The sequence below is a fragment of the Curvibacter sp. AEP1-3 genome (assembly GCF_002163715.1).
Classification (GTDB): Bacteria; Pseudomonadota; Gammaproteobacteria; order Burkholderiales; family Burkholderiaceae_C; genus Allorhodoferax.
Genome location: NZ_CP015698.1, coordinates 1,568,968 through 1,582,028, shown reverse-complemented (window position 1 = coordinate 1,582,028; position 13,061 = coordinate 1,568,968). Strand labels below are relative to the sequence as shown.

At 60.7% G+C, this 13,061-nt stretch carries 14 protein-coding genes; 9 read left to right on the top strand and 5 right to left on the bottom strand.

The features are described 5' to 3' along the window. Window positions 1-124 precede the first annotated feature (124 nt). Window positions 125-427 (bottom strand): urease subunit gamma, encoded by a 303-nt coding sequence (gene ureA, locus AEP_RS07545; protein ID WP_087494817.1) that lies wholly within the window; start codon window positions 425-427, stop codon window positions 125-127. Window positions 428-562: 135 nt separating this feature from the next. Here ureA and AEP_RS07540 point away from each other — a divergent pair, with 135 nt between their 5' ends. From AEP_RS07540 to AEP_RS07505, 8 genes are all read left to right on the top strand, one after another. After that, on the top strand, window positions 563-4,081 hold the full coding sequence (locus AEP_RS07540; RefSeq protein ID WP_087494816.1) for a hybrid sensor histidine kinase/response regulator: 3,519 nt from the start codon (window positions 563-565) through the stop codon (window positions 4,079-4,081). Continuing rightward, on the top strand, window positions 4,068-5,060 hold the full coding sequence (locus AEP_RS07535) for a response regulator transcription factor (RefSeq protein ID WP_087497238.1): 993 nt from the start codon (window positions 4,068-4,070) through the stop codon (window positions 5,058-5,060). The genes AEP_RS07540 and AEP_RS07535 overlap by 14 nt, the downstream gene beginning before the upstream one ends. Window positions 5,061-5,106: 46 nt before the next feature. After that, window positions 5,107-5,370: a VF530 family DNA-binding protein gene (locus AEP_RS07530; protein ID WP_087494815.1), complete on the top strand. Its 264-nt coding sequence runs from the start codon at window positions 5,107-5,109 to the stop codon at window positions 5,368-5,370. 129 nt (window positions 5,371-5,499) lie between these two features. Next, complete coding sequence (locus tag AEP_RS07525; protein WP_087494814.1) at window positions 5,500-6,078, top strand: cytochrome b; 579 nt, start codon at window positions 5,500-5,502, stop codon at window positions 6,076-6,078. Between the two features lie 87 nt (window positions 6,079-6,165). Beyond that, the gene (locus tag AEP_RS07520) at window positions 6,166-6,687 is read left to right on the top strand and encodes a YceI family protein (RefSeq protein WP_442873365.1); all 522 of its coding nucleotides are present in this window, start codon (window positions 6,166-6,168) and stop codon (window positions 6,685-6,687) included. Window positions 6,688-6,733: 46 nt separating this feature from the next. After that, on the top strand, window positions 6,734-7,306 hold the full coding sequence (locus tag AEP_RS07515; RefSeq protein WP_087494812.1) for a YceI family protein: 573 nt from the start codon (window positions 6,734-6,736) through the stop codon (window positions 7,304-7,306). A 151-nt stretch (window positions 7,307-7,457) separates the two neighbouring features. Beyond that, complete coding sequence (locus tag AEP_RS07510; protein ID WP_232459954.1) at window positions 7,458-8,099, top strand: ABC transporter ATP-binding protein; 642 nt, start codon at window positions 7,458-7,460, stop codon at window positions 8,097-8,099. Between the two features lie 38 nt (window positions 8,100-8,137). After that, window positions 8,138-8,953: a DODA-type extradiol aromatic ring-opening family dioxygenase gene (locus tag AEP_RS07505; RefSeq protein ID WP_087494811.1), complete on the top strand. Its 816-nt coding sequence runs from the start codon at window positions 8,138-8,140 to the stop codon at window positions 8,951-8,953. Here AEP_RS07505 and AEP_RS07500 read toward each other — a convergent pair. The 4 genes from AEP_RS07500 to AEP_RS07480 all read right to left on the bottom strand — a co-directional run bounded on the left by AEP_RS07500 (window position 8,881) and on the right by AEP_RS07480 (window position 12,456). Continuing rightward, window positions 8,881-9,309, bottom strand: a complete 429-nt coding sequence (locus AEP_RS07500) for a hypothetical protein (RefSeq protein WP_087494810.1) — start codon at window positions 9,307-9,309, stop codon at window positions 8,881-8,883. The two genes, AEP_RS07505 and AEP_RS07500, sit on opposite strands and share 73 nt — an antisense overlap. Window positions 9,310-9,496: 187 nt before the next feature. Next, window positions 9,497-10,153: a FecR family protein gene (locus AEP_RS07495; protein WP_087494809.1), complete on the bottom strand. Its 657-nt coding sequence runs from the start codon at window positions 10,151-10,153 to the stop codon at window positions 9,497-9,499. A gap of 60 nt (window positions 10,154-10,213) precedes the next feature. Beyond that, window positions 10,214-11,584, bottom strand: a complete 1,371-nt coding sequence (locus tag AEP_RS20640; protein ID WP_157673076.1) for a DUF5666 domain-containing protein — start codon at window positions 11,582-11,584, stop codon at window positions 10,214-10,216. Further along, window positions 11,581-12,456, bottom strand: a complete 876-nt coding sequence (locus AEP_RS07480) for a DUF6502 family protein (protein WP_087494806.1) — start codon at window positions 12,454-12,456, stop codon at window positions 11,581-11,583. Before AEP_RS07480 ends, AEP_RS20640 begins: the two co-directional genes overlap by 4 nt. Window positions 12,457-12,594: 138 nt before the next feature. Here AEP_RS07480 and AEP_RS20855 point away from each other — a divergent pair, with 138 nt between their 5' ends. Next, on the top strand, window positions 12,595-12,996 hold the full coding sequence (locus AEP_RS20855; RefSeq protein WP_087494805.1) for a hypothetical protein: 402 nt from the start codon (window positions 12,595-12,597) through the stop codon (window positions 12,994-12,996). Window positions 12,997-13,061: the final 65 nt, after the last annotated feature.

Sequence of the window (13,061 nt, the reverse complement as noted above, 5' to 3'; positions counted from 1 at the left end):
AGTGAGCGAGAAGAGGGGAGGTCGTCTTAACCAGGAACACCGCGGAACCGGCTTTGCCGGGCCGCTGGTGTTGCCCCCTGCAAGGGGGAAAGCGGCCACACGAAGTGGGCAAGCCGGGGGGTGTTCATACGATGGGCTGGTGGACAGTGACGAGCTTGGTGCCGTCGGGGAAGGTGGCTTCGATCTGGATGTCCGGAATCATCTCGGCGATGCCGTCCATCACGTCGTCTCGGGTCAGCACGGTGCGACCCTCGCTCATCAGTTGGGCCACGGTTTTGCCGTCGCGTGCGCCTTCCATCACTGCACAGCTGATCAAGGCCACGGCCTCCGGGTAATTGAGCTTGAGGCCACGGGCTTTGCGGCGCTCCGCCAGCAATCCGGCGGTGAACAGCATGAGCTTGTCTTTTTCTCTGGGCGTGAGTTCCATGGTCGGTCCGATTTGTCTGCAGATGGTGCATCCTAAGCAATCCCCGTGCCCTGTGGTGGTGCCGTACGCCAAAGGCCGCAGCCTTGTCTGCGGCAATGGCATGGAAACTGCACCCTGCAGCGCGTGTCCATTGAAATGCTGCCCCCTCCACCCCCGGAAGCCCCCGCCCAGCGGGTGGTGAAAATCCGCCGCGACTACAACAACTGGGTCGCCAGCGAGACCATGGAGGACTACGCCCTGCGCTTCACGCCACAGCGCTTTCGCAAGTGGTCGGAATGGCGGGTGGCCAACACGGCCTTCGGAGCGGCTTCTTTTCTGATCCTGGAAGCCGTGGGCGCCACCTTGCTGGTGCAGTACGGCTTTGTGAATGCCTTCTGGGCCATTCTGATGACGGGGCTGGTGATTTTTCTGGCGGGCTTGCCCATCAGTGTGTATGCCGCCCGCTATGGGGTGGACATGGATTTGCTCACACGCGGCGCGGGCTTCGGCTACATCGGATCCACCCTGACCTCGCTGATCTATGCCTCATTCACCTTCATCTTCTTCGCGCTGGAGGCGGCCGTCATGGCCTATGCGCTGGAGCTGGCCCTGGACATACCGCCTACCTGGGGTTACCTGATTTGCGCGGTGGTGGTGATTCCCTTGGTCACCCACGGCGTGTCCACCATCAGCCGCCTGCAGATTTGGACGCAGCCGCTGTGGCTGATCATGCTGGTGGTTCCATTTGGCTTTGTTTTGGTGCGTGACCCTCAAGCCTTTACTGGCATTACGCACTACGCTGGTGAGCAAGGCACTGCAGGTGTCTTTAACTTGCACCTCTTTGGTGCTGCACTCACGGTAGGTATTGCCCTGATTACCCAGATGGGGGAGCAGGCCGACTACTTGCGCTTTATGCCCCAACGTACCGCCACCAACCGCTTCAGTTGGTGGGCTGGCGTGCTGGTGGGCGGGCCTGGCTGGGTGTTTCTGGGCGTGATCAAAATGCTGGGCGGTGCGTACTTGGCCTACCTCGCCATCCAGCACAGCGTGCCCACCGAGCGTGCGGTGGACCCGAACCAGATGTACCTGGCTGCGTATGAATATGTGTTCCCTTCGCTGGGCTGGGCGGTGGCAGCGACGGCGGTGTTCGTGGTGGTCTCGCAGCTCAAGATCAATGTGACCAACGCCTACGCCGGCTCACTGGCCTGGAGCAACTTCTTCTCGCGCCTCACGCACAGCCATCCCGGGCGGGTGGTGTGGGTGCTGTTCAACAGCGTGATCGCCTTCATGCTGATGGAGATGAATGTGTTCCAGGCGCTCGGCGAAGTGCTCAGCCTGTATTCGAACATCGCCATCGCCTGGATCATGGCGGTGGTGGCCGATTTGGTCATCAACAAGCCTTTGGGCTTGTCGCCCAAGGGCATTGAGTTCAAGCGGGCGCATCTCTACGACATTAATCCCGTGGGGGTGGGCGCCATGGCCATGGCGTCGTTGCTATCTATCCTCGCTTATTTGGGGCTCTTCGGGGAGCTGGCCAAGGCTTTCTCGGCGGTGGTGGCCCTGGTCACTGCCATGGTGACCTCGCCCTTGATTGCGTGGTGGACTAAAGGCAAGTACTACTTGGCAAGAAAGCAAGAATCTGCAGCCACGCAGGGCAGTAACCTCCGGCTGCAAGCCCGCCAGTGTGTGATTTGCGAGCGAGAGTATGAAGGGCCAGACATGGCCCATTGCCCGGCGTATCAAGGCGCCATCTGCTCGCTGTGCTGCACGTTGGATGCGCGCTGTGGCGACATGTGCAAACCGCATGCAAACCTGGCCACCCAGTGGTCCGCCGCTTTGCGCTGGCTGTTGCCCAAAAGGGTGTGGCCGTTTCTGGACACGGGGCTGGGGCACTTTTTGCTGCTGATGCTGGTCATCCTGCCCCTGCTGGCCACGGTGTTCGCCATGTTTTACAAGCAGGAGTTGGGGGGCTTGGTCGCATTGACCGAACAGCGCCTGGCGGTAGAAGCGGCGTTGCGCTCAGGCTTCAGCAAAACTTTTGCTGCGCTGATGCTGATGTCCGGCATTGTGGCCTGGTGGTTGGTGCTGGCGCACAAAAGCCGGCAGGTGGCACAGGAAGAGTCCAACCGCCAAAGCCATTTGCTGCTGCGCGAGATCGAGTCCCACCGCCAGACGGACGTTGCCTTGCAAGAAGCCAAGCGTGTAGCCGAGCAAGCCCGCCAAGCCGCCGAGGCGGCCAACCAGGCCAAGAGCCGCTACATCAGTGCCATCAGCCATGAACTGCGCACACCGCTCAACAGCATCCTGGGTTACGCACAGCTCATGGGCGAGGACGCGGCCATACCGCCCCACCGCAAGCAGGCGGTGAGCGTGATCAAGCGGGGCGGCGAACACTTGCTGTCCTTGATTGAGGGCACGCTGGACATGGCCCACATCGAGAGCGGCAAGCTCACGCTCAATGTAAAGCCCATGCAGTTCGCCAACGGCATGGCTGAGCTGGCCGGCATGTTCGAACTGCAGGCGGCGGCCAAGGGGCTGCAGTTTCAGTTTGAGGTGCAGGGCAATGTGCCGGAGTGGGTGAGGGCGGACGAAAAGCGCCTGCGGCAGATCTGTATCAACCTGCTGGGCAATGCCATCAAGTTCACTGCTACGGGCAGTGTGCGCTTGGTGCTGCGCTATGCGCGCGAAATGGCGCATATCGAGATCCACGATACCGGCCCCGGCATGCCGGCGCAGGAGTTGGACCGTATCTTCGAGCCCTTCACCCGCGGATCGACTGCTGCATCGGGTGCCGCAGTGGCGTCGGGCGGGTCGGGCTTGGGCTTGACGATTGCCAAAATGCTCACCGACCTCATGGGCGGCGAGTTGTCGGCAACCAGTGTGCTCGGCCAAGGTTCGGTGTTCAAGGTTCGCTTGTTCCTGCCGGACTTGCACATGCCGCCGGCAATCGCACAGCAAGCGGCCCCCCACAGCAAGCCGCGCGTGGCCTATGCCGGTGCGCGCCGCAAAGTGCTGGTGGTGGATAACGAGGAGGCGGACCGCGAGCTGCTGGTGAGTCTGCTGGAGCCCTTGGGTTTTGAAGTGCGCACTGCTGCCAGCGGCCACGATTGCCTGGACCTGCTGGCCGCCGGACTGCAGCCCGATGTGGTGTTGCTGGATCTCGCCATGCCCGGCATTGACGGTTGGGAGACATTGCGCCGCATACGGGGTAATCCGGCACTGGGTGGCAGCGAGCCGCAGGTGGCCATCGTGTCTGCCAACGCGTTTGACCGGGGGCTGGACAACGGGCTGGGCTTGCCACCGGAAGACTTCATCGTCAAACCCGTGCGCCACAGCGAGTTGCTGGACTGGCTGGAGCGCCGGCTGGAGTTGGTGTGGGTGGACAAGCCAACGGTAGAGGCTTCCACGCAGGCCGCCCCGAGTGTGGCCCAAGATATGAAGCCTGTGGCAGTGGGAGTGTTGCCCGCTAGTGACTGCCGCGCCTTGCTGGAGGTGGCGCGCCTGGGTTACTACCGGGGCGTTTTGAACCAGCTGCAAAGCCTGCAGGTGCAGCACCCCGAGTGCGCGGCCTTCATTGCGCAGCAGGAGGCGCTGGCCCGCCAGTACCAGTTTGAGATCATGGCCGAACAATTGCAGAAAGTGCTCGATGCAAGCCCCGCAGATGAACTCCGTTGACCTGAGTGATGCCGCCCGTCTGGATGGCACGCTGGACCGTGCCAACAGCGACGTAGTGCTCATCGTGGACGACGTGCCCGATAACCTTTCTGTGCTGCATGACGCACTGGATGAATCCGGCTACACGGTGTTGATTGCCACCTCCGGCGAGGCCGCCCTGATGCGCGCCATGCAGGCTTTGCCCGATGTGATTTTGCTGGACGCCATGATGCCCGGCATGGACGGTTTTGAAGTCGCCCGTCGCCTCAAGGCCGCGCCGCAAACCACGCACATCCCCATCATCTTCATGACGGGCCTGACCGAGACCGAATATCTGGTGGCGGCACTGGAGAGCGGTGGGGTGGACTATGTGACCAAGCCCATCAAGCCCAAGGAAGTGCTGGCCCGCATGGGAGTGCACCTGGCCGGCGCACGCGAGCGGCGTCAGACCCGCAATGCGCTGGATGCTTTCGGCTACGCCACCATCACCGTGCGTGCTGCCGATGGCTGCCTGATGTGGCAAACGCCCTTGGCGCGCGACCTGCTGGAACGCTACTGCGGCACCCAGGCGCCCAACACGCCGCCCGAAGTTCTGGGCTGGTTGCAGGCCTGCCTGCAAACGGTAGCCCGCGGGGACGAGCCGGCCAAGCTGAGTCTGGAACGCGGCCCCAAGCGCCTGACTTTCCGGTTGCACCAACAAATCGGGGACAGCGATGCCGGTGGCGATTGGCTGATCGTGATGCGCGAGGTGTCAGACACCGCTGTCATTGAAGCCATGAGCCTTTCCTTCAAGCTCACCGCCCGCGAGGCGGAAGTGCTCTACTGGGTGGTCAAGGGCAAGACCAACAAAGACATCGGCGACATTCTGGGCAGCAGTCCCATGACTGTGAAGAAACACCTGGAGCGGGTGTTTGTGAAGCTGGGCGTGGAGACGCGCACCGCCGCCGCTGGCATGGCGATGTCGCGTATCCGGCAATTGCACCCGCAGTTTGAGGGGTGAGGGCATCTCGCCCTTTGCGTCTCCGGCGGCCTGCGACAATTGCGGCATGAGTACCGACACGCCCCCGCCTGCACCGGCCAAGCAGGCCAACAACCCGCTGCATGGCAAAACGCTGGAGGCCATCGTGACGGAACTGGCCGATTACTACGGTTGGGACGGCTTGGGCGAGCGCATCCCGGTGCGCTGCTTTACCTTTGAGCCCAGTGTGGGCTCCAGCCTCAAGTTCTTGCGCAAAACCCCTTGGGCCCGCGACAAGGTGGAAGGGCTGTATTTGTCCATGTTGCGCGAAATTCGCCGTTCAGGGCGCTGAGCTGCGCCGTTTGTCGTATCTGGCGAGGTTCCGCATACGGATCCGGGAACTTGACTGTTCACATTTTTTGAATCAAGTCATCAATTAGATTCAAAAATCAGCAATTCATGCCCCCCTAGACTTCTACGCATGGCATCTAACCACACCTCCTCCTTCGCCGCTGGCACCAAGCGCTACAGCCTTACGGCCATCGTGTTGCATTGGGTGCTGGGGCTGGCCCTGATCGGGATTTTTGCAGTCGGTCTGTACATGACCGACCTGCCTTTCTCGCCCACCCGTCTGAAGCTGTACAACTGGCACAAATGGGCCGGTATCACTATCCTGGCGCTGTCCGCGTTGCGCCTGTTGTGGCGCTTGACGCACCGTCCGCCTGAACTGCCCGGCAAAATTTCTGCGGCCATGCCTGCGTGGCAACACTGGGCCCACCATGGCACCCACCACGCGCTGTATGCCCTGTTTTTCCTGGTGCCGCTGATCGGCTGGGCCTATAGCTCTGCGGCGGGCTTCCCCATCGTGGTATTCGGCGTATTGCCTTTGCCTGATTTCGTGCCTGCTGACAAAGCGCTGGCCGAAATGATCAAGCCCTTTCATGAACTTAGTGCGTTTGCCTTGATCGGACTGGCCGGTCTGCACATTGCCGCTGCACTCAAGCACCAGTGGATAGACCGCGATGGCCTGATCAACCGCATGTTGCCCGGCCGCGATTGAACTCCCTTTTGGCCCGATTTTTTGATTGGATTTGACATGTTGGTTTCCCGTGTATTTCTGTCCACTGCCATTGCAGCATTTGCATTCATGGGGGTGTCCGCTTTTGCCCAGCAAAAGCTGGTGCCCGCCCAGAGCGAGATCGTGTTCGTGAGCAAGCAGATGGGGGTGCCGGTGGAAGGCCGCTTCAAGAAGTTTGATGCACAAATTGCTTTTGATCCTGCCAAGCCCGACACCAGCAAGATTGCATTCACCGTTGACATCGCCAGCGCCACTTTGGGTGTTCCTGAAACGGACGCCGAGCTGCCCCGTCCCAACTGGTTCAACACGGCCAAGTTTCCACAAGCGACCTTCCAGTCCACCGCCGTCAAAGGCCTGGGTGGTGGCAAGTTTGAAGTGAGCGGCAAGCTCGCCATCAAGGGCAACAGCCGTGATGTGGTGGTGCCTGTGGCCCTGGCCCAGAGCGGTGCGACCACCACCGTGACCGGTACGTTCCCGCTCAAGCGCCTCGCCTTCAAGATCGGCGAGAACGAGTGGGCTGACACCTCCATGGTCGCTGACGATGTGCAGGTCAAGTTCAAGCTCGCGCTGACCGGCGTGGGCAAGATTTAAGTTTTTTCCAGTTCTTTTTTAACCAACCCGTAAATCAGGAGTTTTCATGCGTACTTCCCTCATCGCTGCCGCTTTGGCACTGTCCGCTTTCGCCGGCGCTGCCAGCGCCCAATCCGCGACCTACGCGATTGACTCTTCCCACACTTTCTCCAGCTTCTCCTACAACCACTTTGGTTTGTCTACTCAGCAAAGCCGTTTCAACACAACCACCGGAACCGTGTCTTTCGACAAGGCTGGTAAGACGGGCGCAGTGGATGTCGTGATTGAAATGAAAACTGTGGAAACCGGATCCACAGCGTTCAACGGCCACATTCAGGGCGAAGACTTCCTGGACACCGCCAAGTTCCCTACTGCTACTTTCAAGTCCACCAAAGTGATGTTTGAAGGCGACAAGCCCGCTGCTGTTGAAGGCAATCTGACCATCAAGGGCATCACCAAGCCTGTGACCCTGAAGCTCACCAACTTCGTGTCCACCGCTCACCCGATGAACAAGAAAGAAGTTATCGGCGCAAATGCCACCACTACTATCAAGCGCAGCGAATTCGGCGCAGGCAAGTTCGCGCCTGCAGTGGCTGACGACGTCACCATCACCATCGCACTCGAAGCTATCAAGCAGTAATTGCGAAAACGGCGCGGTTCTTACCGCTGCCCACCGGAAGGCCGGCCGCAAGGCTGGCCTTTTTTTATGCAAAATCAGGCTCTGGCGCACGATTGCTGTGCGCGAGAAGCTATTGTTTTTATAGCGTTCTATTTCCGGAGTTTGCCTTTCCATGTCGGCTGAATCTGTTTCCAACACCCCGGTACTCCTTGCGCGCGGCTTGCGCTGCAGCGTGGGACCGCACACCTTGTGGGGCCCTTTGGATGTGCAGTTGCAGTCGGGTGTGACGCTGGTGACCGGCGGGGAAGGGCGGGGCAAGAGCAGCCTGTTGCGCATGTTGGCCGGCGATTTGGCGGTAGCAGGCAGCAGCTTGCAACTGGCCGGTACCGGCCTGCAAAGTCAGCCCGCGCAGTACCGGCAAAAAGCCTTCTGGATGGATCCGCGCACCAGTGCCTGGGACCAGACGCCTGCAGCGCAATTTTTCCAGCAGAGTCGCCGCCAGTGGCCGCAGTGGAATGCGGAACTGTGTGCAGAGCTTGTTTCGGCGCTAGGCCTTGAAGAACATCTGCCCAAGCCCATGTACATGTTGTCCACCGGCTCCAAGCGCAAAGTCTGGATCTCGGCGGCGTGTGCCAGTGGAGCCGAATTGACATGTCTGGATGAGCCTTTTGCTGCCCTGGACCGCGGGTCCATACGCACCATCACCGAGCTGCTGCAGGATGCGGCGGCGCACAGCCCGCGCGCCTGGGTGTTGGCAGACTACGAAGCGCCTGCCGGTGTGCCGCTGGCCGCCACCATTGACTTGGGCCACTGAGCCCCATTGCATTGCGCACCAATGACTAGGAGAACCTTATGACAACCCGACTGCCTACCTACTTTGTGTCCCACGGTGGTGGCCCCTGGCCCTGGATGCCCGACATGCGCGACATGCTGGCCAGCCTGGACACCGCACTGGCCGATATGCCACGCCAGATCGGCCGCACGCCCAAAGCTGTTTTGATGATTACCGCCCATTGGGAAGAGCGGGCCTTCACGCTGGGCTCCAACCCCGCGCCCGGCATGGTTTACGACTATGGTGGCTTTCCCGCACACACGTACTCGGTGGTGTATCCCGCGCCGGGCGCCCCGGAGCTGGCGCTGCGGGTGCAGGGATTGCTGCAGGAAGCCGGCTTGCCGGTGGCACTGGACCCTCAGCGCGGCTACGACCACGGCACTTTTGTGCCCTTGGCCGTGATGTACCCGGACGCGAAGGTGCCCGTATTGCAAATGTCCCTGCGCGCAGGGCTGGACCCGGCAGAGCACATTGCCCTGGGTCGGGCTTTGGCGCCGTTGCGGGATGAAGACGTGTTGATTGTGGGCAGCGGCCTGAGTTATCACAATCTGCGCAATTTCGGTTCCGGCGGGCGGGCTCCTTCCAAGGCTTTTGACGTCTGGTTGCAGGAAGCGATGGTTGCATCGCCTTCCGTGCGCGCAGAGGCATTGGTGAACTGGGAATCAGCGCCTGCGGCCCGAATTTGCCACCCTCGCGAAGAGCACTTGCTGCCCCTCATGGTGGCCGTGGGAGCCGCCTATGACGATGCTGCAGAGTGTGTGTATCACGACGAGACCGTTTTTGGTGGCGTGACCGCCTCCAGCTTCCGTTTCGGCGAGATAGCCACCGCAGCCTGAGCCTGTTGATCCATCAATTTCAAGGCAAGCGCACATACGTGTGCGGTGCGTTGGAGTTGGTGGTTTTTGTCGGTCAGGGCCTGGTGTTCCTGGATCAGAGTTTTGACCGGTGGCGCGCCCTCGGCTGCCGCGGTCCCTTTTTCAAGTTGGCTTTCGATCAGTCGGATCTTGAGGTCGTTGTTGAAGGTGATGTGTTTGGCATCCGACATCCGGTCCTTGATGCGCTTGCGGCAAGCAGCCATCCAGTCCGTGTCCTGCGCCACCAGTTCGCTGAGCTGGTTCAGGATCAAGGAGGTCGCCGCCTTGCGCATGGCAGGCGATGCCGGGTCTGGAAGTGTGTCCGTGATGGGTGTCATGGCTGGGCCCCGCCAAGGGGTGTTGGCTAGCGATGGTGAGAAAGCTCAACGTTAGGCCCGAGCCGTCAAGTGCTCAAGGGCAACTGTTCGACGGTGAACATTTGGCACCCGGACGGTGCGCGTTTTTGTGACTTTGTTGACAGCTTGAGGGACTTTGCGTGCAGGGCTCTGAATACACGCTGAAGGCTCAGTAACCGTTGGAGTCCCGGTTGCCGCGCTGCATGAACGGTGGCTGGCGGCCTACGGCTTCTTCCAGCAAGATGAGTTCCAAGTCCCGGTGATTGATGACCGGTGCAGGTTCCATCAGGTGCCTACCAGCTTCGCGACCTATGTACAGCGGCGCGTCGTGGTACTGCGTGGTCAGGGTGCGTGCTTGGGTGGCGTCGGCCAGGGGCTGGATGTCGGCAGTGCCGTAGCACAGGCAAAAGTAGAGCTTGGCCTCCATCGTTTCCATATAGCAAGCAGTGCCGCGGATGCCTATGGTGGCTGCCGGGGTCTCGAGCCGCTTGGGGCCGGGGCCGAACACCGCCAGCACTTTGCCCGTGATCAAGCGCAAGACGCCGACTGCACCATCCTGCACAAACTGGATCACGCTGTTGTCGCGCATGAGGTAGGCGTTGTTGGCCATCACATACAGCACTTCGCTATTGGCTCCAGTGGCAATGGTGTCGCCCGGCATCACGGCTTGGTCCACCTTGGCGGGGCTGCCATTCAATCGCACATCACCTTTGATTCGGCGTATGCCACTCTGAAATGGTTTCTGGCCCATGGCCAGCGCCTCGGCCAAACCGGCAATGCTGCCAAGCCCCAAGGTTGTTGAGATAAATCGGCGTCTGGTGCTCATGGAATATGCGCAGGTAGCTATGAAAAATATAGTGACTATGCGCTAAGACCTCTACCTTAGCTATTTTCCTTTGCTGCGTCCACCCGAGCTGCCAGAACTCCCAGACCCTCCTGAGCTACCAGAGCTACCGGAACCACTTGAGCTTCCCGAACTGCCTGAACTGCCCGAGCTTTCCGTTTTACCGCTACCGCCGGATGTCGATTCGGTCTTCCCGCTTCCGCTCTCGGTGCTGCCGCTCTTGCTGTCGTCTCCGCTTTCGTTTTTGCCGGAGCTGCCTGATTTGGAATCGTCCTGCCCGCTTGCATCTTCCGATTTGCCGCTGCGGCTGCCGCCCTCGCCTTTGCCACTGGAGCGGACTCGCTTTTCTGAGCTTTGGCGCACATCCACCCGTTCTACGGTGATGCGGTCATCACTTCCACGTACACCCGTAATGCGCACGCGCTGCTCGCGGTCTTCCCGCAGTTCGGCGCGTTGCCGTGCATTTACCTGTGCGCCCAAGGCCATGCGTCCCTGGCCGATGTCCAAACCGTCTGTGGATGCGGCTTTGACATAACCCTCCACCACCACCCGCTCTACCGGCCCCATGGTGGTGCGCGTGGGTTGCAGCTGCATGCCTGTGGCGACCAATTGCCTTCCATCCCAGTTGCCTTGAACCCGGACTTCCTGGCCATTGAGGGAGGCGCGCCATGCACGCAAGCCCTCAAGAAAACCCAGGCGCCCAGTTTGGACAGTGGTTTCACCGATCCGCAGAGTGCCTTCTGACCCATGTTCTGCCGGACCGGTGAGTTGGGCCTGGGCTTGTGGTGGGATGGGTTGCAGATGGGTCGTGTCAATGCTGCCATCACTCATGCGCAGGCCGCTGACCCGGACCCACTGACCGGGTTTCAGGGCAGACAGGGTGCCCGGCTCGCCGCTCCAGCGCAAGGTTTGACCCAGAACCCGGACTTCACTGCGCGCGGTGTCCACCCGTTCTACCGGTCCGACCACCAGATGTTGCAAGGCAATTTTCTCGGCTTGCAGTTCATCGCCTTGGCCTTTCGCCTTCACCACCACCACCTGACCGAGCGCCAATACGCCTGTTTTGACGGTTTGCCCGTTGTCATTGACCGGCGTACTCTCGTCATAGTGCACCTCTATGCCATTGACGCAGATGCTGGCAAAACCGGTAATCACCCCCACGATGCCGGTGCCGCCTATGCCTCCGTTGTCGATGCCGGTGCCGCCAATGCCGGGCTTGAGTGCTACATCGCCGGTGCCCCCGATGCCAGGGCGCAGGGCGGTGTCACCGGTGCCGCCAATGCCCGGAGCTGCTGCTTGCGGGTTGACCGGCGAGTCGCTGTGGCCACACACGTTGGCGCCCTGTGCGTGCAGCGCTCCCATGAGAGCTAATGCTGCAGCAAGGCAGCGCAAATGATGGAGCTGGCGGTTCATGTGGCAGCCCCTGTCTTCCCGGCAGGTGCAGTGGGTGCTTCGGGCATGGGTTCGGTATAAAAGTAAATGCCGAAGGTCATGCGGTGTTTGGGGGCCTCTGTGGCTGCATCGGCTTGTTCCAAAGCAAGGGCGTTCTTGTTCACGGCCAGCAGGGCCTTCATGCCGGCCTCGCGCGATTGCTTGGCGAGGAGTGCCATGGAGGCTTCGCTCAATGCGTCATATTGCACGCTGCGTTCCAGCAGCGCGGGCTGCACGCCCAGCAGGTTACGCGCGGCCGCAGCGGCATGGTCGTGCAGGTTGTGGCCGAAATAGAAGGCTTTTTCGTCGAAGCCTTCACTGGGCACAAAGGCTTCTGCATTCAGGCACACGCGGTTTTCGTCGTCCAGGCGGACGACCCCCAGCCGCAGCCACTCATCCAGCACCACACGCGAGCGGATATCGCTGTTCACACCGGCCACCAGGCTTTCAAAAGACAACTCACCACCCTCACTGGCAAAGCGCGCCAAGGGCAGGGGGCTGCCGTTTTCGTGCAAATAGCGGGCGGTGCCCAGCCACACAGCGACCAGCTGGGCACCGAGGGAGACCACATCGGGAACAGCTTCGGTTGTTTGTGCCAACTCGCTGCGCAGACGGGAGACGTCTTTGCGATGCACCCCCGTCATCAGGCTGACGCGGCTATCGGTTGGCGCCTTGTTGTCCAAGCGGAATTCGGTAGCAGCTACATCGACAAACAGGTTCTTCAGCAACTCGGCGAGGTAGGGGTAAGTGATGCCTTGCGCGAGCATGACCCGCACCAAGGGGCGCAATACGCGGCGTAGTGCGCGCACCAGCGCGGGAGGTGGTCCGGCGAGGGAAGAGTTGGAACTGTCCATGGGCTCAAATGTAACTTGCTTGTGGGAAAAATTTACACAAATTATTTTACGTGGGAAAATTTCACACTTATAGTTCAAACATGTGTGGGAAACAATCACACACATCGTGAAAGTTTAACTACCTTAAGGAATCTCACCATGACCTTCATCCGCTCTGCTCTCGTAGCTACCAGTGCCACCGTGTTACTTGCTCTCAGCGCCACATCTGCGCTGGCCGACAAAGGTGGCTCGTCGGGTAAATCGTCGTCTTCGGGCTCCTCGTCTTCCTCTTCTTCTTCTTCGTCCTCCAGTGCATCTTCCAGTTCCGGCAGCATCAGTACGTCCAGCAGCACCCGCAGCGATGATTCCGGCGGTCAGCGTCGCGGACGTGGCGCCGACGATGCTGCCGGCCACGTGCGCCAGGGTCGCGGTACGGACGACGCCCCCGGCCACGTTCGTCACGGTCGCGGTGCAGACGACCTGCCACCCGTGACTCCGCCAGCGATAAGCACAGGCACCACAACCGGCACTACCACGACAACGACCACCACCACGCTCTGATCCACGCTCACCCGCCATCCAGGCCGGCCGCTTTGCGGACCGGCTTTTTTATTGCAGTGGGGACT

Coding starts and splice junctions, on each gene's coding strand:
- ureA (WP_087494817.1), bottom strand. CDS start 427: ATGGAACTCACGCCCAGAGAAAAAGACAAGCTCATGCTGTTCACCGCC.
- AEP_RS07540 (WP_087494816.1), top strand. CDS start 563: ATGCTGCCCCCTCCACCCCCGGAAGCCCCCGCCCAGCGGGTGGTGAAA.
- AEP_RS07535 (WP_087497238.1), top strand. CDS start 4,068: ATGAACTCCGTTGACCTGAGTGATGCCGCCCGTCTGGATGGCACGCTG.
- AEP_RS07530 (WP_087494815.1), top strand. CDS start 5,107: ATGAGTACCGACACGCCCCCGCCTGCACCGGCCAAGCAGGCCAACAAC.
- AEP_RS07525 (WP_087494814.1), top strand. CDS start 5,500: ATGGCATCTAACCACACCTCCTCCTTCGCCGCTGGCACCAAGCGCTAC.
- AEP_RS07520 (WP_442873365.1), top strand. CDS start 6,166: ATGGGGGTGTCCGCTTTTGCCCAGCAAAAGCTGGTGCCCGCCCAGAGC.
- AEP_RS07515 (WP_087494812.1), top strand. CDS start 6,734: ATGCGTACTTCCCTCATCGCTGCCGCTTTGGCACTGTCCGCTTTCGCC.
- AEP_RS07510 (WP_232459954.1), top strand. CDS start 7,458: ATGTCGGCTGAATCTGTTTCCAACACCCCGGTACTCCTTGCGCGCGGC.
- AEP_RS07505 (WP_087494811.1), top strand. CDS start 8,138: ATGACAACCCGACTGCCTACCTACTTTGTGTCCCACGGTGGTGGCCCC.
- AEP_RS07500 (WP_087494810.1), bottom strand. CDS start 9,309: ATGACACCCATCACGGACACACTTCCAGACCCGGCATCGCCTGCCATG.
- AEP_RS07495 (WP_087494809.1), bottom strand. CDS start 10,153: ATGAGCACCAGACGCCGATTTATCTCAACAACCTTGGGGCTTGGCAGC.
- AEP_RS20640 (WP_157673076.1), bottom strand. CDS start 11,584: ATGAACCGCCAGCTCCATCATTTGCGCTGCCTTGCTGCAGCATTAGCT.
- AEP_RS07480 (WP_087494806.1), bottom strand. CDS start 12,456: ATGGACAGTTCCAACTCTTCCCTCGCCGGACCACCTCCCGCGCTGGTG.
- AEP_RS20855 (WP_087494805.1), top strand. CDS start 12,595: ATGACCTTCATCCGCTCTGCTCTCGTAGCTACCAGTGCCACCGTGTTA.